At 71.3% G+C, this 23,778-nt stretch carries 18 protein-coding genes and 2 pseudogenes; 4 read left to right on the top strand and 16 right to left on the bottom strand.

The features are described 5' to 3' along the window. Positions 1-204: 204 nt before the first annotated feature. Both ACFXI4_RS36350 and ACFXI4_RS36345 read left to right on the top strand, forming a co-directional pair. Positions 205-1,034, top strand: a pseudogene (locus tag ACFXI4_RS36350) (IS5 family transposase). Further along, a complete protein-coding gene (locus ACFXI4_RS36345) occupies positions 1,031-1,453 on the top strand; it encodes a hypothetical protein (protein WP_384999373.1) in 423 nt (140 codons plus the stop codon). The pseudogene ACFXI4_RS36350 and the gene ACFXI4_RS36345 overlap by 4 nt, the downstream one beginning before the upstream one ends. Positions 1,454-1,475: 22 nt before the next feature. Here the strand turns inward: ACFXI4_RS36345 and ACFXI4_RS36340 are convergent, their stop codons facing one another. After that, positions 1,476-2,417, bottom strand: coding sequence for a hypothetical protein (locus tag ACFXI4_RS36340; RefSeq protein ID WP_384999370.1), 942 nt, complete (start codon positions 2,415-2,417; stop codon positions 1,476-1,478). Between the two features lie 160 nt (positions 2,418-2,577). Here ACFXI4_RS36340 and ACFXI4_RS36335 point away from each other — a divergent pair, with 160 nt between their 5' ends. Next, positions 2,578-2,856 carry a DUF2625 family protein gene (locus ACFXI4_RS36335; RefSeq protein ID WP_384999402.1) on the top strand — a complete coding sequence of 93 codons (279 nt, stop codon included), beginning with the start codon at positions 2,578-2,580 and terminating at the stop codon, positions 2,854-2,856. Here the strand turns inward: ACFXI4_RS36335 and ACFXI4_RS36330 are convergent. Beyond that, positions 2,806-3,647, bottom strand: a pseudogene (locus ACFXI4_RS36330) (IS5 family transposase). The gene ACFXI4_RS36335 and the pseudogene ACFXI4_RS36330 overlap by 51 nt on opposite strands. A 437-nt stretch (positions 3,648-4,084) precedes the next feature. After that, entirely contained in the window at positions 4,085-4,489 is a 405-nt protein-coding gene (locus tag ACFXI4_RS36325) for a globin (protein WP_384999368.1), read from the bottom strand. Between the two features lie 78 nt (positions 4,490-4,567). Between ACFXI4_RS36325 and ACFXI4_RS36320 the strand changes: the two genes are divergently transcribed. Beyond that, positions 4,568-5,587, top strand: coding sequence for a methyltransferase domain-containing protein (locus ACFXI4_RS36320; protein ID WP_384999365.1), 1,020 nt, complete (start codon positions 4,568-4,570; stop codon positions 5,585-5,587). Between the two features lie 21 nt (positions 5,588-5,608). On the opposite strand, the gene ACFXI4_RS36315 is transcribed toward ACFXI4_RS36320, so the two are convergent. From ACFXI4_RS36315 to ACFXI4_RS36255, 13 genes are all read right to left on the bottom strand, one after another. After that, on the bottom strand, positions 5,609-7,123 hold the full coding sequence (locus ACFXI4_RS36315; protein WP_384999362.1) for an FHA domain-containing protein: 1,515 nt from the start codon (positions 7,121-7,123) through the stop codon (positions 5,609-5,611). A gap of 66 nt (positions 7,124-7,189) precedes the next feature. Further along, positions 7,190-8,530, bottom strand: coding sequence for a VWA domain-containing protein (locus ACFXI4_RS36310; protein WP_384999359.1), 1,341 nt, complete (start codon positions 8,528-8,530; stop codon positions 7,190-7,192). A 124-nt stretch (positions 8,531-8,654) separates the two neighbouring features. Next, positions 8,655-10,010, bottom strand: coding sequence for a PP2C family serine/threonine-protein phosphatase (locus ACFXI4_RS36305; RefSeq protein ID WP_384999356.1), 1,356 nt, complete (start codon positions 10,008-10,010; stop codon positions 8,655-8,657). A gap of 3 nt (positions 10,011-10,013) precedes the next feature. Beyond that, positions 10,014-12,536, bottom strand: a complete 2,523-nt coding sequence (locus tag ACFXI4_RS36300; protein ID WP_384999399.1) for a tetratricopeptide repeat protein — start codon at positions 12,534-12,536, stop codon at positions 10,014-10,016. Positions 12,537-12,559: 23 nt separating this feature from the next. Continuing rightward, entirely contained in the window at positions 12,560-13,891 is a 1,332-nt protein-coding gene (locus tag ACFXI4_RS36295) for a hypothetical protein (protein ID WP_384999353.1), read from the bottom strand. Between the two features lie 46 nt (positions 13,892-13,937). Beyond that, a complete protein-coding gene (locus ACFXI4_RS36290; protein ID WP_384999397.1) occupies positions 13,938-14,963 on the bottom strand; it encodes a glutamate ABC transporter substrate-binding protein in 1,026 nt (341 codons plus the stop codon). A 29-nt stretch (positions 14,964-14,992) separates the two neighbouring features. Continuing rightward, entirely contained in the window at positions 14,993-16,405 is a 1,413-nt protein-coding gene (locus ACFXI4_RS36285; RefSeq protein ID WP_384999351.1) for a hypothetical protein, read from the bottom strand. Between the two features lie 209 nt (positions 16,406-16,614). After that, positions 16,615-17,586 carry an N-acetylglucosamine kinase gene (locus ACFXI4_RS36280; RefSeq protein WP_384999348.1) on the bottom strand — a complete coding sequence of 324 codons (972 nt, stop codon included), beginning with the start codon at positions 17,584-17,586 and terminating at the stop codon, positions 16,615-16,617. Continuing rightward, positions 17,577-18,845 (bottom strand): 6-phospho-beta-glucosidase, encoded by a 1,269-nt coding sequence (locus tag ACFXI4_RS36275; RefSeq protein WP_384999346.1) that lies wholly within the window; start codon positions 18,843-18,845, stop codon positions 17,577-17,579. Before ACFXI4_RS36275 ends, ACFXI4_RS36280 begins: the two co-directional genes overlap by 10 nt. A 7-nt stretch (positions 18,846-18,852) precedes the next feature. Further along, positions 18,853-19,749: a carbohydrate ABC transporter permease gene (locus ACFXI4_RS36270; protein WP_384999342.1), complete on the bottom strand. Its 897-nt coding sequence runs from the start codon at positions 19,747-19,749 to the stop codon at positions 18,853-18,855. 2 nt (positions 19,750-19,751) lie between these two features. Next, complete coding sequence (locus ACFXI4_RS36265; protein WP_362727513.1) at positions 19,752-20,693, bottom strand: sugar ABC transporter permease; 942 nt, start codon at positions 20,691-20,693, stop codon at positions 19,752-19,754. A 2-nt stretch (positions 20,694-20,695) separates the two neighbouring features. Continuing rightward, the gene (locus ACFXI4_RS36260; protein ID WP_384999338.1) at positions 20,696-22,033 is read right to left on the bottom strand and encodes an ABC transporter substrate-binding protein; all 1,338 of its coding nucleotides are present in this window, start codon (positions 22,031-22,033) and stop codon (positions 20,696-20,698) included. Positions 22,034-22,127: 94 nt separating this feature from the next. Further along, positions 22,128-23,339 (bottom strand): ROK family protein, encoded by a 1,212-nt coding sequence (locus ACFXI4_RS36255; protein ID WP_384999335.1) that lies wholly within the window; start codon positions 23,337-23,339, stop codon positions 22,128-22,130. Positions 23,340-23,778 lie beyond the last annotated feature (439 nt).

Raw genomic sequence — 23,778 nt, 5'->3', positions numbered from 1 at the left:
CGTGACCATCGCCCCCCACTGGCGCACCGCCCCGATCAACCCACCGCCCAGCAACCCCCGAAACAGAGACCCCATCCCTTAAGTCACTGGTATTGAGGTTAGAGGGCGGTATGTGGCGTGATGCTGCGTTTGTTGTCGCTGGAACGTGTGGCGCAGGCGTATCGGGGCTGATCGGGGGGGTCCTGTCGTGCTGGAGTGTTCCTCGTGAGCGATCGCCAGCCCTACAAGAGCGACTTATCCGATGAGCGGTGGGCCCTGATCGAACCCGTCATCGCCTCCTGGAAGGCTCAGCATCCCTCCGTCAGCGGCCACCAGGGCGCCTACGAGATGCGGGAGATCGTCAACGCCCTGCTCTACCAGTCCCGTACCGGCTGCCAGTGGGACTACCTCCCCCACGACCTGCCCCCGGTCGGAGCGGTGAAGTACTACTTCTACAAGTGGCGCGACGACGGCACCGACCAGACCATCCACGACCTGCTGCGCTGGCAGGTCCGCGAGAGCCGGGGGCGCAAGGCCGACCCGAGCCTGCTGGTGCTCGACACCCAGAGCCTGCACGCGGCCGCCGGGGTGCCCGCCGACACCACCGGAAGGGACGCGGCAAAAAAGTCCCAGGCCGCAAACGCGGCCTGGCAGTTGATGTTCTCGGTCTGGTGATCGCGGTGGTGGTACTGGCCGCTTCCGCGCACGACAACGTCGCCGGCATCGCCTTGCTGGACAAGGTCGCCGCCGACACCGACACGGTGCACAAGGCCCTGGTGGACCAGGGGTTCAAGACCGCCGTCGTCGACCACGGGCAGATGGTGGGCATCGACGTCGAAGTCATCGAGCGCAACCCGGCAGCCAGCGGGTTCGTCCCGCAGCCCAAGAGGTGGGTGGTGGAGCAGGTGAACGGGATCATGATGCTGCACCGCAGGCTGGTACGGGACTACGAGCACCGGCCCGCCTCGGCCGAGTCGAGGGTGTACTGAGCCATAAGCGACCGGATGACCCGGATGCTCACCGCGACCTCCGCTCCCACTTGGCGCGGCGCATGAGCGGCAGCGACCTGACTTTGGGAGCGGTGCTGGCGCACCTGGAGGAGCAAGAGCGCGAGATCGCCGCGCAGGCCGAGGCCACGCGAGGACGTATCGCGGAACTCGCCGCGCAATTGGAGGAGTTCGACCGGCTCGCCGAGGAAGTACGCATCACCCGCAAGACCCTGCTGGCGCTCCCTGATCCATCCCCGCCGACGCCGCCGGCCGCGAAACTGCCGGACCATCCGGCCTACCAGCAGATCATGGCGGTGTTCGCCGCGGCCGACGCCCCACTGCGGGCACGGGCGGTCTGCGAGGCGATGGATCTGGAGATCGCGCCCAACAACGTCAACAACGTCCGGCTGAAACTCAAGCGGCTGGCCGACCGCGGGATCCTGACGGAAACCGAGCAGGGGCTGTTCACCTTGCCGCGACCGTAACCTCGGTCGCTGACATCGGGCATCAGCTCGCGCGTCGCCCTGCGAGCAAGTCCTGGAGCGACTGGAACTGGAGCTGCAGGGGCGGAGCCATGTCGCCGAAGGACTTGTTAAACGCTTGCGGCGACCGCTCCAGTTCCATGAGCACGTGCTCTGCTGTGTCGTTGGCGGCACGGTCGGGCGCCAGGGCCGCGCAGACCCGAATGCCTGCATGCGGGTCAGTCAGCCAGGGGCGCGTGTCGCCGCCGAGGTGGCCGATGGCGATCACCATCGTCGCCAGGTCATGCGAGGAATCGGCGACCAGGGCCATCGACGTCAACTGTTTCAGCAGCTCCGAACGTTGCGCGGAGGCCGCGGGATGCCGCGCCAGTACGCCAACCGCTGCGGCTGCACATGTCCTGCGCCTGGCACGTTCCGACGCGAGGTACGGCAGTGCTCGCTGCAGCAGCACGGGAACCACGTCGAAGCAGGCCAGCGCCGCCTGATCGAGAACGAGTTCACCCAGCCCTGTGCCGTCCTGCCACATCCGGGCCCGGCCATCCGCATCAGCTGCCACGTACTCGACCGTCCAGCCCCGCAACTCCGGCGCGCGGTCCTGGACCCGAGCACGGATCTCCGTCGCCTGGTCGCCGAGGTCGGCGGCGGCGCCGACCCCGTACAGATAGGCGAGCATGGCATCGGGCAGCGAGGGATCGTCGAGCCCCAGCAGCGGGTTGTCCAGGAGATCGGCGACAAGCATCGCGGTGGGCGCCGTCGCAGGCCATGCCTTGCCCTCGCGGCGAAGCGTCGCCGACCACAGGTGCGAGTACCCGTCGACAGAAGCCCGCACATCCTCGCCGAGGAGAGCTGCCAGGTGCCGCGGCGTGTCGCTGGCAGGTCCCGAGGCATGGAACAAGCCGGACCAGTCAACGTCATGCGTTCGGTCATCCACAACGGGGATCGTGCCACAACACTTCGTCGTGCTCACGGCCCGGACTCACTCCGGATCGGTGGACATGTTCGCCCGGCCTGGCACGCTCACTCCTCACGCGAATACCTGGCCCGCCAACCTCACTCAATCGAGCCACGAACCGGACATCAGCTTGCGTATCGCCCACTTAGAGGTCATCTCGATATGCGGGTAGCGCATCGATGCGACCTGCTCGACGTCGCTGGCCTGGCTGGTGTCCGGGGCGCTTGATGAGTTCTACGCCGATCTGCGCTGGCCCGGCTGGCACGAGGAGGTCCGGGCGCTGGACGGTCATCAGGGCCTGTCACTGTTCCCGCCGTTGTGGTCTGCCGAGGCGCGCCAGGACATCTCCGCTGCCAGCCGCCGCGCCGTATCCATGAGAGAGCTGCTTGGCGTCGCCCGGGACTCATGCCGACAGTTCGACGGCGTTGATCCGGGCTTTCTTGGCGCCGTGTGAATTGGCCGCCCCGTCCAGTCGGCGATAGCAGACCAGGGCGGCAGCGATCCCCGCGAAGGCCAGGCAGTGCTCCGCCTTGCGTTCGTAGCGACGATGCAGGCGGCGGCAGCCGGTCAGCCAAGCCACTGTTCGCTCCACAGTCCACTGGTTGCGGCCCAGCCGTTGGGAGGGCTCGATGCCCTTGCGAGCAATGCGCGGGGTGATGTTCCGAGACCGGAGCCATCGGCGCAGGTGATCGTAGTCGTAGCCCTTGTCACCGTGGAGCTTGGCTGGCCGTCGTCGCCGGTCCGCGCCGGGAGCGGATAGGTGGGATACCTCGCACGAGTGGCTCCAGCCCCTGGCTATCGTGGGTGTTCGCGGCGGAGATGCCGATGGAGAGCGGCAGACCGGTCCGTTCTGTGATCAAGTGGATCTTTGATCCCTTCTTGCCGCGATCTACGGGATTCGGACCCGTCAGATCCCCGCTTTTGGTGCCCGCATGTTGACCGAGTCGATCGCGCACCGCGACCTGTCCAGGCTGCTGCGGGCGCCAAGTTCGTCCAGGATTGGGCGATGGAGCTTCCCCCACACTCGGGCCCGGCTCCACTCGGTGAAGCGTCGTTGCGCGGACGGGCCGAGTCCAGCGGCAGTTGCCGCCACGTGCAGTCCGTCGTGGCCACGAAGATGATGGCCGCCAGCACCTGCCGGTCTCCATACCTGCGTCGGCCACCACCCTAGGCCCGTACCGGAGGGGCCGGAACCACCCGCTGGAACAACTCCCACAACCCATCCCGCACCAGCCGCTCCATCATCGTCATTACAGGCCGCCAGCCTAAGGGCTGTCCCGTAATCCCTGGTGGATCAGCGCGCGGCGTCAGATACGGTGCATCGCAAGGCGGAGGGTCGTCCTCATACTGGGCGTATTCGGGCGAGCCCGACAACGCTGCGAGGTGCCGTAGCTGTCGTCGTGCGCCCGCCGGGGATTACGGGACAGCCCTTAGTGATCGAGCCAGTCGAGACGATCTCTTGATCGAAGAGGCGATTCACCCGCGTCTGTGAGTAACTCGACGATCGGCACGGCGGATTGGCGGTAGGTACGGACTTCAGGTCGGCGTTCACGCGGGTCAGCGGCTGCCCGTCGAAAATCCGCCGCGCTCCGTCCGTACGTCGATACCGATGGCCGTGCGACCGCCGTACGACACATTCGCCGCCACGGTCAGGGAGGTTTCTGTGGCGTTGCGCAGATCGTTCAGTCCGGGGTGTTCACCATCGAGGCGGCCGCGTAGGTGAGGTAGTTCCAGAGGGTCTCCCGGTGCTCCTCCGAGAGGCCCAGTTCGTCCACGGCCACCTGCATGTGCCCCAGCCAGGCGTCGTGCGCGGCCCGGTCCACGGTGAAGGGGGCGTGCCGCATCCGCAGCCGGGGGTGGCCGCGTTTGTCGCTGTACGTCGTGGGGCCGCCCCAGTACTGGATGAGGAACAGGGTGAACCGCTCCTCGGCCGGACCCAGGTCCTCCTCCGGGTACATCGGTTTGAGGAGCGGGTCCCCGGCGACGCCCTCGTAGAAACGGTGGACCAGTCGGCGGAAGGTCTCCTCCCCGCCGACCTGCTCGTAGAAGGTCTTCTCCTGAAGCGTGCCGCGCCGAATCTCTCTCACCCCTCCATGGTCTCAGACGCGGTGACCGAGGACTCGAGGCTTAGGACCCGGTGCGGGGCGGGGCTCTAGGGTGGACGCATGGACGCCCACGAAGCGAACATCGCCGATGTCCCCGATGTCCCGGACGTTCCGGATGTTCCGGACGTCGAGGGGCTTGCCGCGGCGGCGCGGGCCGAGCTGGTGCGGGAGATCGACGCCGAGGGGGTCTGGGCGGCGGATCCGGTGTGGCGGGAGGCCTTCGAAGCGGTGCCCCGGCATCTGTTCGTGCCGTACTACTACGTCGCCGGGGCGCACGGCTATGAGCGCCGGTGGGGCCAGAGCGCGGATCCCGGGGTCCGGGAACGCTGGGTGCGGGGTGCCTACGAGGACGTTCCGCTGGCCACCCGGCTGCGCGACGGCCAGCTGATCTCCTCCAGCAGCCAGCCCTCGCTGATGGCGCGGATGCTGGTCGCGCTGAGGGTGGCCGACGGCGACCGGGTGCTGGAGATCGGCGCCGGGACCGGCTACAACGCGGCGCTGCTGGCTCACCGGCTCGGCGAGGACGACCTCGTCACCACGGTGGATGTCGATCCGGAGATCGCCGAGTCGGCGCGGCGGCATCTGGCCGCGGCCGGGCACCGGCCGGCCGTCGTCACCGGGGACGGGGCGCGGGGGGTGCCGGAGCGTGCGCCGTTCGACCGGATCATCGCGACCTGCGCGCTGCCGGGCGTACCGCGGGCGTGGGTCGCGCAGTGTGCGGCGGGGGCCCGGATCCTCGCGCCGGTGGCCACCGGGCTGCTCGCGCTGACCGTGCGCGGACGGGGGTGTGCCGAGGGCCGGTTCCTGCCGTCGGCGGCGTTCTTCGTGCCGCTTCGCGGGGTACCGCGGGCGGCCCGGGGCGATGTGGGCGCGGTGCCGCCCCGGGCCCTCGAGGACGAGCTGTTCCAGTTCCTGATGGAGCTGACCCAGGGGGTGCTGAGCCCTCGGGAGGCCTACGAGGTGTGGGAGTGGGCGGGGATGCCCGGACGGGAGCGGTACGGGGTCACGGTGGCGCAGGACGGGGAGTGGGTGTGGCTGGACGACCGGGAGGGGCCGTTCGTCTGGCCGCTCCCGGTCTGAGTCCCGTACGGGTGCTGCCGCTCAGCCCCGGCGAACCGTGATCGTCGTCCAGGCGCCGACATGCACCCGGTCCCCGTCCTGCAGCGGCACCGGGACGAACGGCTGGATCGGCTCCTCGCCGCCGTTGACCGTCGTGCCGTTCGTCGAGTTCTGGTCGACGACCGCCCAGCTGCCGTCCGGCTGCTGGACCAGGACCGCGTGCTGGTGCGAGACGCCCGGGTCCTCCGGCGGCACCGACAGGTCGATGTCGGGGGTGTCACCGGTGGAGTGCCGGCGGCGGCCGATGGTGACCTGGTTGCCGGCCAGCGTGCGCTGCTGCTCGGGGGAGTAGGCGGGCAGGTTGAGGCCGGCCGCCTCCGGGCCCGAGCGCTGCATCATCGCCATGAAGTACTCGCGGTCCGGCCCGATCGTCGCCGTCCAGGTCGCCGGGCCCTGGGGGGCCCGCGGGAAGCCGGGACCGGCGGGGGTGCCGGGCTGCGGGTAGCCGTAGCCGCCGGCGCGGCCGCCCGGGGCGGGGGCCGGGGGTGCGCCGGGGCCGGCCGCCGGCGGGGAGATCACCCAGTCGTCCTCGCCGCCGAAGGGCGGGCCGCCGGCCGGGGGCCTGCCGGTCTCCTGCGGGAAGCCGGGCGGCGCGGGCGGAGCCGACTGCTGGAAGGCGCCGGGAGCGCCACCGGCGGGTGCGCCGGGACCGCCGGGCGGCGGCGGAACCGGCGGCCGGGACGGGTCGCCGCCGCCGAAGGGCCCGGCGGCCTGGCCGGCGGAGGGGTCGCGGGTGAAGGGCCCGGCGGCCGGGCCGGCGCCCGGGGCGTTGCCGAAGGCGGACGGGCCGCCGGGGTTCTGGCCCGGAGCGCCGCCGAAGGACGGGGGCGGAGCGGAGGGGCCCCGTTCACCGCCGAAGGGCGGCGGCGAGGACTGGCCCCGCTCACCACCGAACGCCGGGGGACCGGACTGGCCGCGGTCGTTGCCGCCGAACGCCGGCGGTCCGGACTGGCCGCGGTCGTTGCCGAACGCGGGGGGCCCGGGCGGGCCCGACGGGCCGCCGGCGCGCTCGTTCGCGAACGGCGTCGGGCCCGAGGGCTCGCTGCCGAAGGAGGGGATCGGCTCGGCCGGGCGGTTCATCTGCGAGGGGCGCGAACCCTGGTACTCGTACGAGTCGGTGTTGCCGCCGTACGACGGCGGGGCCGGTGGCCGGAAGGTCGGCGCGGCCGGACCGCCGCCGGCCGGCGGGCGCGGCGCGGCCGGGGTGTACGAGGTGGCCGTGTTGGTCAGGAAGTTCCAGCGGCACTCCTCGCAGAACGGCGCACCGCCCTCCCGGGGCGTACGGCACTGCGGGCACAGCTCCGGCTCGTGCGCGTTCGGCACGGCGGACAGGTGGCGGCCGCCGGCCTGGGCGCCGGGCCCGGGCGGCGGCGGGAAGCCGTAGCCGCCGCCGGCGGTGGGCGGGGGCGGCGGGGGCACGGCACCGGCCATGCGGTGACCGCACACCTCGCACCAGTCGTCGGAACCCGACTGGTGTCCGTTCGGGCAGGTCGGCATGTCGGTGGTTCCCTCTCTGTCAGGTTCGTCCTGAGCCTGTCTGGGTGTCCTGCGGGTGCTGCCAGGTCACTTCTTTACACGAACAGTCTTTGTGGACCGTGTTTCGAGAGTCATCTCGTCGGCCTCCGCAACCTTCGCTTTCAGTCGCACAGTACCTGTCGCGGCGTCGACCACGTCCACCACCTTCGCAAGGAGTTTCGCAGTATCGGCGTTCCCCGAGGCGCTGGCGAGCTGAACCGCCCGCCCCAGTTTTGCCGTTGCTCCATCCATATCGCCCGCTTTGCGCAGATCGAGACCTTGCTGGATGGCTCGCGCGAGTTCGGCCTGCCCGGTGTAGTGGGCGACCTGGGGGTTGATGGAGGTCGAGGCGACCATGTCGTCCGTCCACACCGCCCTGACCAGTCCCTGCGCGCCCAGGTTCTGGACGCTTCCGTCGGACTGCGGGACCACCAACGACACCCGGGCGGCGAGCATTTCCTGGCCGAGGCCCGCCGTCGGGACCTCCACGCAGACGTGGTAGTCCCGGGACTCGTCGCCCCAGGAGCCGGTCGGGTAGTCCCCGGCGCGCGGCCCGGCCTCCGTGCGGCGGCCGGTCAACTCCTCGACTGTGGGGGCCACTTGCTTGACGAACTTGATGGTCGTGCCGACCGGGGTCCACAGCCGCAGGGCGACGTCCGCGACCTCCTTGCCCATCGCCGTCTCCATCATCCGCGTGAAGTCGGCGGCCAGGCCCGTGGGATCGGCGACGATGTCCGCGGTGCCGAGGAGTGCGGAGGCTATCCCTGTGACTTCTTTCACTTCCCAGTCGGTGCCCACCCCGCGGGCGTCACAGGTGAACCGTCCGGCGCAGGAGTCCAGGGTGGCCCTGAGGTCCTCCGGCGACTCGTGCTCGTTGCGGCCGTCGGTGAGCAGGATGCCGTGCCGGATCGCGACGTCCGCCGAGGACAGCAGCCGGTCGGCCAGCCGCAGCCAGGTCCCGATCGCCGTACCGCCGCCCGCGCTCAGCCTGCGCAGCGCCTGCTTGGCCTGGTCCCGGGTGGCGGGGGCGGCCACCGCGAGCCGGCCGCCGCCCGGGTAGACCTCCTTGGCGACGTGCGTGCCGCCGATCACCGCGAAATGGGTGCCGTCGCGCAGGGTGTCGATGGCGGCCGCCGTGGCGTCCCGGGCGTTGCGCATCTTGGTCGGCGGATAGTCCATGGAACCCGAGCAGTCGACCATGATCGCCACCCCGGCGGCCGGCCCCTGCCCGGGCGCGTACGACGTCCCGGCCGCGCTCCCGACGGTGCCGCCGCCGGTCGACGTCACCGTGACGATGGCGTTGACCTCGCGGCCGCCGTCCGGCAGGTACTCGTTCTGGTAGACGTCCACCGAGAACTGCGGCACGTTCGACTTCGAGAAATTGGCCATGACTGCTCTGGTCCCCCTCCACCCCACGCGTGGTGGGTGCTGGCGATGTGCGGACCGGTCCCCTCCGGTCCGCGGGTGCTTCCTTGTACGTCTCGTTCCCGTTTACGGCCGTTTTGCGGCGGCCTCAGGCGGATCCTGCCCCCTGCGGCGGTGCCGGGAACGGGAGCAGCGCCACTGTTACGTTGTCGTGGCCCCCGCCGTCCAGCGCGTGGCCGACCAGGACCCGGGCCGCGTGCAGCGGCCGCAGGGCCACGTCGGCGGGGACGACCTCGGACATCTCCTCCGCCGACTCCGCGTAGTTCCACAGACCGTCCGTGCACACCACCACCACACCAGGCCGGTCCGGCTTGAAGGAAGCGGTGTGCGGCTCCAGTTCGTAGGCGTCCGCGCCGAGCCACCCGGTGATCGCGTGGGCCCGTTCGTCGGCGTACGCCTCGGCCTCGCTCATCAGCCCCGCGGCCACCATCTGTGCCGCCCAGGAGTCGTCCTCGGTGAGCCGGGCCGACGGCGCCCCGCGGTCCGCCGGCACCCAGTAGGCCCGGCTGTCGCCGACCCAGCCGACCACCAGCAGGCCCGCGGTGACGACCGAGCCGACGATCGTGCACGCCGGTGCGTTCTGGTGCGGGGTGTGCTCGCGGGCCGCCGGGGGCTCCTCGGCGAGGGCGTTGACGGCCTGGGAGGCCGCGACGATCGCCTCGTGCATCGCCGCCTGCGGGTGCGTGCCCTGGGGCAGCGCGGCCAGCAGGGCCTCGCTCGCGGCCCGGGAGGCGGCCAGCGAGGCCTCGTCGGGGCGGGTCGCCGAGGAGACGCCGTCGCAGACGACCGCGAACAGCGCCGGGGTGCCGTCGGGCAGCGCGGCGCGACCGACGGTGAAGGCGTCCTCGTTGCGGTGGTGGCGCAGCCCGCGGTCGCTGACGGCGGCCACCGGGCCGGACTCCTGCTCCATGTGGTCGCGTTCGCGCGGCTGGGCGTGCCCGCAGTTCTCGCAGTAGCCGTCGTCGTCGACCCGGCCCGCCCGGCAGGCCACACACACCTTCGGCAGCTCGGTGGTCTCGGCGCTCTCCGTGGCGGAGGCGGCCACCCGCGGGTCCGGCGCCTGCAGCGCGTAGTCGTCGTCGGGCCTCGGCGGCCGGTCGAAACGCACCCCGGAGGCGGGCGACGCCGGTGAACCGGGCGGCGGCGAATCCGGCGCGGACGGCGAACCGTGCGCCGGCGAACCCGGCAGCGGCTTGCCGCCCGAGTCCGTGCCGGGCAGGTCCGTCGGCAGATGCGGGGCCGCCGACGGACCGGAGCTGTCCGGCTCGGGCGGTGGCCAGGCCACGCCGGAGGCGCCCATGGTGAGGGTCGGGTGGTCCTGCGACGCGGCGGGCACGGCCGACAGGTCGTACCCGCACGCACCGCAGAACAGGTCACCCGATTCGAGCGGCTCCGCGCAGCTCGGGCACTTCGCCGGTGCGGCCTGCTGGGGCATCTGCGACATCAACTACACCCACGTCCGGGGGCGGTAACGGTTGGCCCGTTCCACCAGGTCGATCCTCTCCTCACCGCCGGTCGCCAGTCTGGCCAGCGTGCGGTACGAGCGCTCCAGGCCGAAGCGGAGGCCCCGCTCGTCCAGACCGCTGCCGAGCAGCACCCGGCCACCGACGACGGGCTGGAAGTCCTGGCCTCCGGAGAGTATCCAGTCCAGCGCGCAGCCGAGGACTTCCGCCGACAACTGCTCGCGCCGTGCCGGATCCAGACCGTACGCGTCCAGCGCCTCGATCTGTCCGGCGGCGGCCGTCAGATCGTCCAGGAACGGGGTGTCGTCGGGTGTCGCGGTCCGGTGCCGCAGCCGCGACCGTACGGCCGCCACCCGGGCCGCCGTGTAGTGGATCGACGCCTCCGGCACCGATTCCAGGGTACGCACCGCACCGCTCCGGTCCCCAGCCGCCAGCTGCACCCGGGCCAGGCCGAAGGCGGAGCTGACGAAACCCGGGTCGGTCGCCCACACCAGCCGGTAGTACTCGGCCGCGTTGTCCAGCTGGCCGAGCACCTCCGCGCACAGCCCGAGCGCCAGCTTGGGCGTGGTCTCGCCCGGGAAGGCGTCGTAGATCGCGTCGAAGGACAGCGCCGCGCCCTCGTGGTCCCCGGTGACCAGGGCGGTCACACCCCGGTACCAGACCACCCGCCAGTCGTCGGGCTGCTCGCCCTCCAGCCGGTCCAGAGTCTCCAGCGCGGCCTCGAAGTCGCCGTTCTCCAGGCGGGCGCGGATCTGGCGCAGCCGGGTCTCCACGGTCTGCGTCGGCGCCGCGGCCAGCGCGCTGATCAGGCTGACCTCGCCCGCCCCCGAGGTCGTCAGCCCCGCCAGGAATCCGGCGTTCGGGTCGTTCGGGTCGACCACCGGGACCGGCAGGGCGAGCGCGGCGGCCGGGGTGGGCACGGGCCGCACCAGGGCGGGGGAGACCGGGGCGTCCGCGCCGGACGGGGCGCCGGCCGCCCCCGGTGGCTCCAGCGCGAGCGTTCTGGACGCCACCGTCCGGCCGCCGAGCCGGGAGACGTCCCCGGCCAGCTTCGGGAACAGCTCCGTGTCCGTGACCTTCACCTCGGGTCCGAACAGCGTCGACAGCGCGGGCCGGGCCCTGCCGGTCTGCACCGACACCACCTCGCGCAGCACGCCCGTCAGCTGCTCGGCCATCTCCTGCGCGGAGGCGAACCGGCGGGCCGGGTCGGGATCGGTGGCCCGCACCAGCAGCCGGTAGAAGGACTCGTAGCTCCGGAACACCTCGATGTTGTCCGGGTCGGGCAGCGAGTCCACGAAGACGGTCGTGTAGCCCTGGAAGTCGAAGGTGAGGACCGCGAGGGTCCGGCCGACCGTGTACAGGTCGGAGGCGACCGACGGACCGACCTCGGCGACCTCCGGGGCCTGGTAGCCGACCGTGCCGTAGATCGCCGACTCGTCGTCGTCCATCCGGCGCACCGCGCCCATGTCGATCAGCTTGAGCTGGTCCTCGGTCTGGATGGCGTTGTCGACCTTGAAGTCGCAGTACAGCAGGTTGCGGCTGTGCAGATGACCGAGGGCCTCCAGCGCCTCGATCCCGTACGCGCAGGCCTGCTCCACCGGCAGCGGGTCGCGGCGGCCCTCCGGGGTCCGGCGGTCGTTGGCGATCTCCTTGAGGGACTTGCCGCCGACGTACTCCATGACGATGTAGCCGTCCAGCGAGCCGGTGCGCTGGTCCAGGTGCTCCACGAAGTTGTAGATCCGGACGATGTTGGCGTGCTCGATCTCCGCGAGGAACCGCCGCTCGGAGATCGCGGCGGCCATCGCGTCCTGGTCGCCGGTGTCGAGCAGGCCCTTGAGCACCACCCAGCGGTCGGACACCGCCCGGTCCACCGCCAGGTAGATCCAGCCCAGGCCGCCGTGCGCGATACAGCCCACGACCTCGTACTGGCCGTGCACGACGTCCCCGGCCTTCAGCTTCGGCACGAACGAGTACGGGTTGCCGCACTTGGTGCAGAACCCCTCGGTCCGCCCCGGCCGCTCCCCACGGCCCCGGCCGACCGGCGCCCCGCAGTCCGAGCGCGAGCAGAACCGCTTGCGCTCGGGCACCTCCGGGTTGTCCAGGACCATCTCGCGCGGGTCCGGCTTCGGCACCTGCGGGACCGTGACCAGCCCCGCGCCCAGCCTGCTGCGCCCCGATGCGCTCGTCGACGAACCGGAGCTGCGCACCGACACCGAACGGCCCGTCGAGCCGCCCGACAGGGACCGTGAGAGCCGCCCGGAGACCGAGCGCCGTGACTTCGACGACTGTGACGACGTACGCGAACTGCGGCCGCTGGCGCGCGAACTCCCGCTGCTGGCCGAGGACCGGCCGCCGGCCGTGATCCCGGTGGGCGGCGACCCGACCAGTCCTCCCGCCGAGACGACCGGCGCCAGACCGCACGTGTCGCAGTACAGCTCGCCGTCGCCGACGTCCTCGTACGTGCCCTCGCACTCCGGCCGCTGGCACGTCTGTCCCGCCTGGCTCATCGCCGCCGCATCCCCCTTGTCGCTCACGCTCCGGGTCCCCTCCGGTCCTCGGGACCGCTCTGCTGCGGCACCCGCGGCGCGCCCAGCGCCTCGGCCGCCGCGTGCTGATAGCGCAGCACCGCCTGCTCCGCGACCCGCAGGTCGCAGGGCGCGCTCCACAACATCCGCCGGGCCGCGTCGTACCGCTCGATCAGGAACGGGTCCTCCGCCAGCCCGTGCCTGGCCACCTTCGCCTTGTACGCGTCCAGCCGGCCGCGCAGCTCCGCGCGGACCGCCAGCGGCGCGGTGACCGCCGTCAACGACTCACGGGCGCGCAGCAGTTCGTCCTCGGCCTTCTGCTCCAGGGACTCCAGGAGCGGCGACAGCCGGTGCCACTGGGCCGTTCTGCGGTACTCCGCGGCGGTCGCCAGCTGCTCCTGAAGCGCGGTGGGCGGCCCGCTGACCACCGGCACCTCGGTCGCCGCGATCTTCGCCAGCACCTCGCCGCGCGCGGTGCGCGCCTCGGCGAGGGTGCGGTCCGCCCGGGACAGCACGTCCCGCAGCCTGATCAGCCGCGCCTCCGCGTCCTGCCGGACCGTCAGCACGGCGTCGATCTCCCGCCGCACCTCCTCCAGCGCCCGCGCCTCACGGTCGTACACCGTGGTGTCCGGCCGGCCGCCGCCCGGCGCCGAACTCCCCTGCGCGGGAACCCAGAAGCCCAGCGGGTCCGAGACGACGTCCTCGCGCAGCCTCGTCAGTACGCGGGTGATCCGCTCCAGGTCGTCACCCGCCGGGTGCTCGCCCGGGCGGACCCCGACGGAGTGCGCCAGCTTGCGGGTGCGCTGCAGCTCGGCGGCGAGCAGATCGATCCGCGCGGGCAGCGCCGACCACACCGCGTCGGCGGTGACGACCAGGTCCAGCGAGGTCGCGTACAGCTCGTTCATCCGGTCGACCAGGGTCACCAGCGAGAAGCGCTCGCTGAGCCGGCCGGCCGCCGACAGCAGCGTCGGCGCGTTCGCCGTCGCCGTGGCGCTGCCCGCGACCGTCACCGACTCGCCGCGCAGCAGCTCGGTCAGCTCCACCAGGTCCTCACGGCTGGACCAGCGGCGTCGCGCCCTGATCTCCCGGGCCGAGCGCAGGGTGTCCGTGTAGGCGTCGAAGTACGCCCACAGCAGGGTGATCGAGGCGTCGGCGGACGTCCACCGCTCCCGGGTCGTCCCGGTGAGCGCGGCACCCTCCAGGAGCCTGCGGCCCGCGTGGTCCTGCAGGGCGAGCAGCGAGGTCTCGATCGCCTCGTGCTCCGCGCCGAGCCGCGCCAGCGCACGGTCCACCTCGTCCCGGTCCATCACCGGCCCGGCGGGGTCCGTGACGCCCATCGATCACCTCTCGCTCACTTGTCGGGACCGGCCCCGCGGACGCGGGTCAGCTGGTGCGCAGGTACTGCGGCGCGGGTGGTTCCGACGCCGCCGAGTCCGTTCCCAGTGTCGCCGACAGCCACTTGTCGTACGACGCCTGCCAGCCGTCCGCCCGGTAGCCGACCAGGATCTGATTGACCCGGCGTACCAGATCGGTCGAACCCTGTTTCATCGCCACGCCGTAGTACTCGGTCGTGAAGGCGGCGCCCTTCAGCTCGACCGTCGGGTCCTGCGCGGCCTGGCTGGCGGCCAGCGCGCCGTCGGTGACCACCGCGTCCACCTCGCCGAGCTGCAGCCGCACCAGGCAGTCGAGTTGGTTGGGCACGGTGGTGGAGATGTCGGCCGACGCCGGCAGCCGCCCGGCCTTCTTGTCCGCGTCCAGCTTGGTGAAGGCCGTCGAACCGGCCGCCGTGCAGATCCTCCGGTGCGCGAGCGTGTCGTTGTAGCCGGTGATCGGCGACGACTTGGGCGCCAGCACCTGCTGACCGGTCTTGAAGTAGGGCGCGGAGAACGCCACGTCCTTCAGCCGGTCGCAGTTGATGGTCATGGTGCGGACCACCATGTCGACCCGGCCGTCCTGGACGGCCGGTATCCGCTGGCTGGTCGGGATCGCCTTGAACTGCACCGCCTCGGGGTCGCCGAGGATGTCCTGGGCGATCCGGTGCACCAGGTCGATGTCGAAACCCTCCAGCTCCGCACCGGAGTTGTTCGGGTTGCGGTAGCCCCAGCGGTAGCTGTTCTGGTCGATGCCGACGATCAGCTTCCGCTTGGCGCCGGTACGGGCCTTGATGGCGTCGATCGTCGTGCCGTCCGCGCCCGACGGCGACCAGGTCTCGTTCTGTGCCTGGGAGTCGACACAGCTGTCCGCCTTCGCCGGGCCGGCGGTGGCCAGTCCCGGACCGCCGCGCGCCCCGTCCGTGCCGCTTCCCCCGGCGGACTGGGTGAGGGGCAGCAGCAGGACGAACGCCAGCGCGAGAGCGCAGCCGACCGCCATCGCGCCCACTCCGCCCCAGCCGCGCAGGGAGGCCCGCATCCTCTGCACGAACACCCTCCCGCCCCCTCTCACCGGTACTCCGAAAGCCTGCGTCCGATGCCGAACAGCGCGCCCGACGCCGCCGCCACACCCAGCATGGCGGCACCGATCGGCAGCCCGGACATCGCGTCCCGCCCGTCGGTGGCCCGCTCCTGGAACTCGGACTCCTCGTGGGCGAGAGCATTCTTCAGGTTCGCGTCGACGCTGTCGAAGCATTCGGCGGTCGCGCCCTTGGCGCCTATCACCTTGTCCAGCGCCGCCTGGTAGTCGCCGTTCTCGTCCTCGGTGCGGGCGCCGGCGTGCCGCTCCTTCCACACCTTCATGTTCCCCTCGGCCGCCTGCACGGGCTTGCTGCCCGCCGAGTCGTCCGCGAGCGCCGCGGCCTGGGAGAGGCCCTTGCCGAGGGCGGCCATGTCCTGGTCGAAGTCGTAGTAGTACGCGTCGTAGGTCTCACCGTCGACCGTGACCGTCTCCGCGCCCCGCGCGACCAGGCTGAGGTTCTCGTTGCCCCGGGCCTTCAGGGAGGCGATCCGGGCGTCGTGCAGCACGTTCAGCGAGCGGACGCCGTGGTCGTAGGAGCCGTCCAGGCCGGCGCGGGCGAAGGTGTGGCCGACGACCAGCCACAGCAGCGTGACGACGGTGGCCGCGGAGGCCGCGACCAGGCCGTGGTTGAGCACCCGGTTGGTACGGCGGTAGTGACGCAACTGCGCCCAGGCGAGCGCGGCGAGGGCGAGCAGGCCGAGGACGATGGCCGCCCACGGGTACGGGGTCGCGTCCGCGTAGTCGGACGACAGCCGCGCGTTCTCCTTGGTGTAGAGATCCTCCGCCGCCGGGAGCATCTCCTTCTGCATCTTCTCGTTCGCGTACCGCAGGTAGGCGCCGCCGACCGGGTAGCCCTGCCGGTTGTAGACGCTGGCCCGCTCGACGAGCCCCTTGTACTCGGGGAGCAGTCTGTTCAGCTTCGCCACGGCCGCCTCGGAGGGCGAGCCGGGCTCGGAGTTGGCGGCTGCGGTGACGAGCTTGGCGGCGGCGGTCCGGATGTCCGTCTCGTACCGCGCGCGGGAGGCCGCCGTCTCCTGGCCGCCGGCCAGGAAGCCGCTGGAGGCCGCGGTGTTGGCGTCGGCCAGCGAACGGTAGATGTCGGCGGCGCCCGAACTGAGCGGCTGGCTGCGGTGCAGCACGTCGTCGGCGGCGGCCGCGCGGTCGGTCATCTGCCAGGCGGTGACGGCACCGAAGGCGACGATCAGGACGGCCAGGACGGCGCCGATGAGCCGGAGCCGGCCGGGCTCGGTGGTGGCTGCTGCGCGCACCTGCTCGACGCCCTCCGCGAAGGCGCTGCGGCGCGGGGGCGTCGCCTCGGGTGCGGGCGAGCCGGTGCGCTGCGCGGGCAGGACGGTACCCGTGCCTGGTGGCGCCGCGCTCTTCGTCGGCGGGTGTGTCACTTGACCTCCCCCATGGTCATCCGGTCGCCGCCCAGTATCGCCGTCCGGACTGACATTCGGCACCGGCCGTCACGGGATCTTGATCCGATCGCAGCGGAACCCCTGCCCATGAATACGCCGGGGGAATCGGTTCGGTTCCGCAGGGGTGGTGCGGGGGCGGAGGGCGGGGCGCGGAGGGGCGGTGCCGCATCGCCCCGCCCCACCCCGGGTCACCCCTCGAAGTAGGCTCGTGTCCTCGCCTGCGTGTCGGGCCCCGCATCCATCACGTCCAGCCCCAGCAGCGCCGCGCCCAGCACCGGCCGGGCCCGCACCACCCTCGGCACCGCCTTGGGAGCGCGCGCCGCCAGCAGTTCCCGTACGCCGTCGTCGAGGCCCGGGTGGCCGCCCGTCAGCACACCGCCGCCCAGCAGCACCGGCGTCTCCTCGTCCAGCAGGTCGAGGCGGGTCAGGGCGACCGTGGCCATCGTCGCGACCTCCTGCGCCAGCCGGTCCACCACCGAGCGGGCGATCGGGTCGCCGTCGGCCGCCGTCGCGAACAGCACCGGCGTCAGCTCGTGCCGGCGGCCGTACTCGACGTGCTCCAGGTGCAGCGCCTCGATCAGCGCGTACATGGACGTCAGCCCGAAGTGTGCCGGGAGGGTGTCGGCCAGGGCCGTCGGCCCGCCGCGCCCGTCCTCGGCCCGAGCCGCGTGCCACAGGGCCTCCTCGGCCAGTCCCCAACCGCCGCCCCAGTCACCGGAGATGCGCCCTATCGCGGGGAACCGGGCGGTGCGGCCGTCGGGGCGCATGCCCACGCAGTTGATGCCCGCGCCGCAGACCACGGCGACGCCCCGGGGCTCGGCCACACCCGCCCGCAGGATGGCGAAGGTGTCGTTGCGGACGGTCACCGAACCGCCCCAGTCACGGGCGGCCAGCGCGGCGGCCAACTGCTCCTCCTCCACCGGCAGATCGGCGTTGGCGAGGCAGGCGGAGACATGGCCGACCGAGGTGACGCCGGCGGCGCCGTACGCCTCGGCGACCGCGGCCGCCACCTCGTCCACGGCCTGCTCCACGCCCACCACCGGCGGCCGGAAGCCGCCGCCGCGGGCCGTGGCGAGGACCTCGCCGTCCGCCGCCACCACCGCGACGTCGGTCTTGCTGTTGCCCGCGTCGATGGCGAGGACACTTGCGGTCAGGCCCACGCGAGGTGCTCCCGGTTGTGCGCGATCAGCTTGTCGGTGAGGGCTTCGGCGTACTCGTACTGGCCGACGAGGGGATGCGAGAGCAGGGCCCTGAAGACCCGGTCCCGGCCGCCGCGCAGTGCCGCCTCAAGGGCCAGTTCCTCGTACGCCGTCACGTTCGCCACCAGGCCGGCGAAGAGCGGGTCGACGTCCGGGACGGGCAGCGGTACGGGTCCACCGGAGCCGACCGCGGCCTGCACCTCGATCACCGCGTCGTCGGGGAGGAAGGGGAGCGTGCCGCCGTTGTAGGTGTTCACCACCTGGTAGGGGTTGCCGGCGCCGCCGAGCAGCGCCGCCGCCAGGTCCACCGCCGCCTCCGAGTAGTAGGCGCCGCCCCGCTTGGCGAGCAGCTCCGGCTTCTCGTCGAGCGCCGGGTCGCCGTACATCTCCAGCAGCTGCTTCTCCATCGCGGCCACTTCGGCGGCCCGGGACGGCTTGGTGCCCAGCTCCCGCACGACCTCGTCGTGGGCGTAGTAGTAGCGCAGGTAGTACGAGGGGATCACGCCGCCCAGGCGGTCCAGGAGCGCCGTCGGCAGCTTCAGGTCGGCGGCGATGGTGTCGCCGTGCTCCCCGAGCAGCTTGGGCAGCACGTTCTCACCCTCGGGCCCGCCGAGACGGACCGCCGTCTCCCAGGTGAGGTGGTTGAGGCCGAGGTGGTCCAGGTGGACCTCGGCGGGCGTGACACCGAGCAGGTTCGCGAACTTCCGCTGAAAGCCGATCGCCACGTTGCACAGCCCGACCGCCCGGTGCCCGGCCTGGAGCAGCGCGCGGGTCACGATCCCCACCGGGTTGGTGAAGTCGATGATCCAGGCGTTCGGGTTGGTCCGCCGGACGCGTTCGGCGATGTCCAGGACGACCGGGACCGTCCGCAGGGCCTTGGCCAGCCCGCCGGCGCCGGTCGTCTCCTGGCCGATGCAGCCGCACTCCAGCGGCCAGGTCTCGTCCTGCTGCCGGGCCGCCTGGCCGCCCACGCGCAGCTGGAGCAGCACCGCGTCCGCTCCCTCGACCCCGGCATCCAGGTCTGAGGTGGTGACGATACGGCCGCTGTGGCCCTGCTTGGCGAAGATCCGGCGGGCCAGTCCGCCCACCAGTTCCAGGCGTTCGGCGGCCGGGTCCACCAGGACCAGTTCCTCGACGGGCAGGGTGTCCCTGAGCCGCGCGAAGCCGTCGATGAGTTCGGGGGTGTAGGTCGAGCCTCCGCCGACCACGGTGAGTTTCATAAAAGGGTTAACCCTTCACTCCGGTGAGCGTGACGCCCTCGACGAACGCCTTCTGGGCGAAGAAGAACACGAGGATCACGGGGGCCATGACCAGGACGGTCGCGGCCATGGTGAGATTCCAGTCGGTGTGGTGCATGCCCTTGAACGACTCCAGGCCGTAGGACAGGGTCCAGGCGCCAGGGTTCTCCGAGGCGTAGATCTGGGGTCCGAAGTAGTCGTTCCAGGCGTAGAAGAACTGGAAGAGGGCGACGGCGGCGATGCCCGGCTTCGCCATCGGGATCACCACCCGCAGCAGGGTGCGCAGATCCCCGCAGCCGTCCACCTTCGCCGCGTCCAGGTACTCGTTCGGGATCGTCATCAGGAACTGGCGCAGCAGGAAGACGGAGAACGCGTCGCCGAACGCCATCGGCACGATCAGCGGCCACAGGGTGCCGGACAGGCCCAGCTGCTTCGCCCAGAACAGGTACATCGGGATGATGATCACCTGCGGTGGCAGCATCATCATCGAGATCACCAGCATGAGCGAGAGATCGCGGCCCCGGAACCGGAACTTGGCGAGTGCGTACGCCACCGGGAGCGAGGAGACGACGGTCAGGACGGTGCCCAGACCGGCGTAGAAGAGCGTGTTGCGCCACCAGGTCAGGAAGCCGGGGGTGTCGAAGACCTTGCGGTAGTTGCCCCACTCCCAGGTGTGCGGGATCAGGTCCCGGCTGAGTGCCTGGCTGTCGCTCATCAGCGAGGTCAGGAAGACGAACACGAAGGGGAGGGTGAAGAAGAGGGCGGCGGCGATGCCGAGCGAGTGGACCGCCACCCAGTTCAGCAGCGCCTTGCGGCGGGCGGTGCGTTCGGCCGACGTCATGGGCTGCTCGGTCACGTCCACCGGCCGGTCCAGTACCTGGGCCATGTTCAGTCACCTGCCTGGATGAGACCGCCCCGGCGCCGCATCAGGAACGCGGTGAACACCATGGACAGGACGAAGAGGACGAGGGCGACGACACACGCGGAGCCGTAGTCGAAGCGCTGGAAACCGAGGTTGTAGACGAGCTGGGGCAGGGTGAGCGTCGACTTCTCCGGATAACCGGGCTCGAACTGGGTGCCCGCTCCCTGGATGACCCCCGAGGCGACCTTCCCGGCGATGAGCGGCTGCGTGTAGTACTGCATCGTCTGGATGACACCCGTGACGACCGCGAACATCACGATCGGCGAGATGTTCGGCAGCGTCACGTACCGGAAGCGCTGCCACGCCGACGCGCCGTCCAGCTCCGCCGCCTCGTACTGCTCCGCCGGTACGTCGAGCAGCGCGGCCATGAAGATGACCATCAGGTCGCCGATGCCCCACAGCGCCAGCAGGGTCAGCGCCGGCTTGGACCAGGTGGGGTCGTTGAACCAGCCCGGGGCCGGGATCCCGGCCTTCTCCAGGATGGAGTTGACCGGTCCCGTACCGGGGTTGAGGAGGAAGGCGAAGGCCATGGTGGCCGCGACCGGCGGGGCCAGGTAGGGCAGGTAGAAGAGGGTGCGGAAGACTCCCGTAGCCGTCTTGATCTTCGTGATGAGCATGCCGATGCCGAGGCCGAAGACGACCCGGAGGGAGACCATCACGACCACGAGCCACAGGGTGTTGCGCATCGCGGGCCAGAAGTAGGGATAGTGCTCGAAGACGTACGTCCAGTTCTTCGTGCCGTTCCACGTCGCCGGTTTGAAACCGTCGTAGTGCATGAACGAGAAGTAGACCGTCGAGATCAGCGGATACGCGAAGAAGACCGCGAAGCCGATCAGCCAGGGCGACATGAAGGCGAGATTGCGCAGCGCCGCCTTGCGGCGCTTGGAGGCCAGAGTGATGGTGCTCATCGCTACTTCGCCTGCGCGATGTCCGTGTCGATCTGCGCGGCGGCCTGCTTCAGGCCCGCCTTCAGGTCGGTGACCTTGCCGCTCTCGTAGTCGTAGCCGAGCTGCTGGACGGTCGTCAGGTACACACCGCCGTTGACGGAGGCGGGCGCCGTCGTGGAGTCGGGGTTCGCGGCGATGTCCAGGAACGTCTTGAACCGCGGGTCGTACTTCAGCTTCGGCGACTTCAGGGCGGCCAGCGTGGACGGCACGTTGTGGATGGCGTTGGAGAAGTTCACCACCGCGTCCGTGTCGGTGCTGATGTACTTCACGAACTCCCAGGCCGCGTTCTGCTTCTTGCTGGTGGCGGCGATGCCGGCGATGGTGCCGGTGATGTAGCCCTTGCCGTACTGGGCGGCCTGGTCGTCGGGGACCGGCATCGGGGCGACGCCTATGTCGAAGTTCGGCTTGGCGTCCAGGGCCATGCCAAGGCGCCACTCACCGTCGAGCTGCATGGCGACCTGGCCGGTCTGGAAGGGGTGCTTGGGGCCCCACTCGTCGCCGAGCGTGGCGCGGAACGTCTCCAGCTTCTTGTAGCCGCCGAGCGCGTCGACGAGTTGCTTCTGGAGCGTGAAGGACTTCTCGAAGGCCGGGTCCTTGGCGAGGTTCGACTTGCCCTGGCTGTCGAAGTACGTCGGCGAGAACTGTCCGAGGTAGTGCTCGGTCGTGGTCTCCCAGCCGTGGTAGTCCGGCATGAAACCGAGCTGCTTGAAGCTGTCGCCCCTGGCGATCGTCAGCTTCTTGGCGTCGGACCGGAATTCGGACCAGGTCTTCGGCGGGCTGGTGATGCCGGCCTTCTGGAACGCCGTCTTGTTGTAGTAGAGCCCGTAGGCGTCCCCGAGCAACGGCACCGAGCAGCGGTTGCCCTCGAACTGGGTGTACTCGTTCATCGCCTTCGGGAACGTCGTCTCCGGGTCGATGTCCGACTTCTTGAAGAAGGGGTTGAGGTCGACCAGCGCGCCCGAGTCGCAGAACTTGCCCACGCTGTTGGTGGTGAAGGACGAGATGACGTCCGGGGCCTTGTCGCCGCCGGTGCGCAGCGCCTGGTTCATCTTGTCGTCGGTCATGTTGCCGACGACGTTGACGTGGATGTTGGGGTGCGCCTTCTCGAAGCCGGAGATCAGCGCCTGGACACCCTTGACCTCGCTCGGCGCGCTCCAGGCGTGCCAGAAGTTGATGGTGGTGTCGGCCGAGGCGTCGTCGGTGGCGCCGGAGGATGACTGGCCGGTACAGGCGGTGAGCAGGGCGAGCGAACTGGTCAGGGCGGTGAGGGCAAACGCCGTCTTTCGGGCAGTGAAGGACATGGGCATGGCAAGGTCTCCCAGGGGCGGGCGGTGAGGGAAGGGGCCGGTGCGGGGGGTTGGCAGGGCGGTGCGGGCCGACGGGGTCTGGTGCGGGTCAGCGCGAGGTGTCGAAGACCTCGTCACGGGTGGTCGCGAGCGCGCTCTCCAGCGCGCCGCGCAGCACGGGGTGTTCCTGGACCTCGCCGACGACGAGCCGCGGCCGGGCGGCCGCCAGCTCCTCCAGCTCGGCCTGGACCAGGGCCCGCAGCACTTCGCCCCCGGCGGTCAGGACCGTGCCGCTGAGGACGACGAGTTCGGGGTCGAGGACGGAGACGAGGGAGGCGAGACCGGTGGCGACCCGGGTCGCGTAGGTCCGCAGGAGTTCGTGGTGCGGCCCGCTGCCGTGATCGGCGGCGCGGGCGACGAGCGCGGCGGCCGCCTCGGAGTGCGACCCGGCCGTCAGCCCGGCGATGCCGAGCTCGTCGGCCAGCCTGGGCAGCGACTGCGCTCCGGCGAGTTCCTGGTAACCGCCGCTGTTGGCCTTGGTGACCTGGCGGACCAGTGGGGCGCCCGGCACCGGAAGGAAGCCGACCTCGCCGGCGCCGCCGGTCCAGCCGCGGTGCAGCCGGCCGCCGAGCACCAGGGCGGCGCCGAGGCCCTCCTCGTTCCACAGCAGCACGAAGTCGCCGTGGCCGCGGGCCGCGCCGAGCCGCTGTTCGGCGATGGCGGCGAGGTTGACGTCGTTCTCGTACTCGACGGGCATCGGCAGCGCGGCGGCGAGGTCGTCGAGCAGTGCGGGGGAGTGCCAGCCGGGCAGGTGCGAGGCGTAGCGCAGCCGGCCGGTGTTGGGGTCGAAGGCGCCCGGTGTGCCGATGACCAGCCGGTGGACGTCGTCCCGGGCCAGCCCGGCCGCCTTGACCGCGCCGTCGAGCGCGTCGGTGACCTGCCGTACGACCGACTGGGCCGACCGCCGTCCCGGGGTGGGGAGTTCGTACTCGCCGACGGTGCGGCCGGTGATGTCGGCGACGGCGGCGCGGATCCGGGCCGGGTTGACGTCGAGCCCCGCGGCGTGGGCGGCGCCCGGATTCACCGAGTACAGCTGGGCGTTGGGGCCCGGCCGGCCCTCGCTCGTGCCGGTCGCGAGCACCAGCCCGGCCGCCTCCAGGCGGGCCAGCAGCTGCGAGGCCGTCGGCTTGGAGAGGCCGGTGAGCTTGCCGATCCGGGTCCGCGACAGCGGGCCGTGCTCCAGCAGCAGGTCCAGTGCGGCGCGGTCGTTCATGGCGCGGAGTACGCGCGGGGTGCCCGGCGTGCCTGCGGTTCCTGCCATGCGGTTCGACACCTGCCTTTCCAGCCGCTCAGTTTCCCAGTGACCCGGGTGATCGGTCCACCCGGGTGACGCTCTGGGATCACGCGCGGGGGTCACCCGCCCGGGACGCCCGGGACCGTTCGCCCTTGATCACTGTTAGGAAAGTTTCCTGTTGGCTGGAAAACGTAGGCCGCCGGAAGGGGAGCGTCAATAGCTCCACTGCGCGGCAACCCACTCGTTACCTGCGCTCGGACGCGCGAGGGGCCCGTCCGGAAGGCCGGACGGGCCCTTGTGGCGAGGCGCTCGCGGGTGCTACTTGACCTTGATGAAGTCGCCCGTGGCCGTCGCCGCCGCGGCGCCCCTGGCGGTCCTTGTACGCGGCCGCGTCCCTGTCGTTCGCCGTGGGCGGCACGACGGCCGTCCCCTCGATGAACTCGGGTCGGATCGGCGCCACCGACGC

Source organism: Streptomyces sp. NPDC059224, from assembly GCF_042754285.1.
GTDB lineage: Bacteria > Actinomycetota > Actinomycetes > Streptomycetales > Streptomycetaceae > Streptomyces.
Note: the sequence above shows the minus strand (reverse complement) of the source record. Positions and strands in the feature narration are given on the sequence as shown.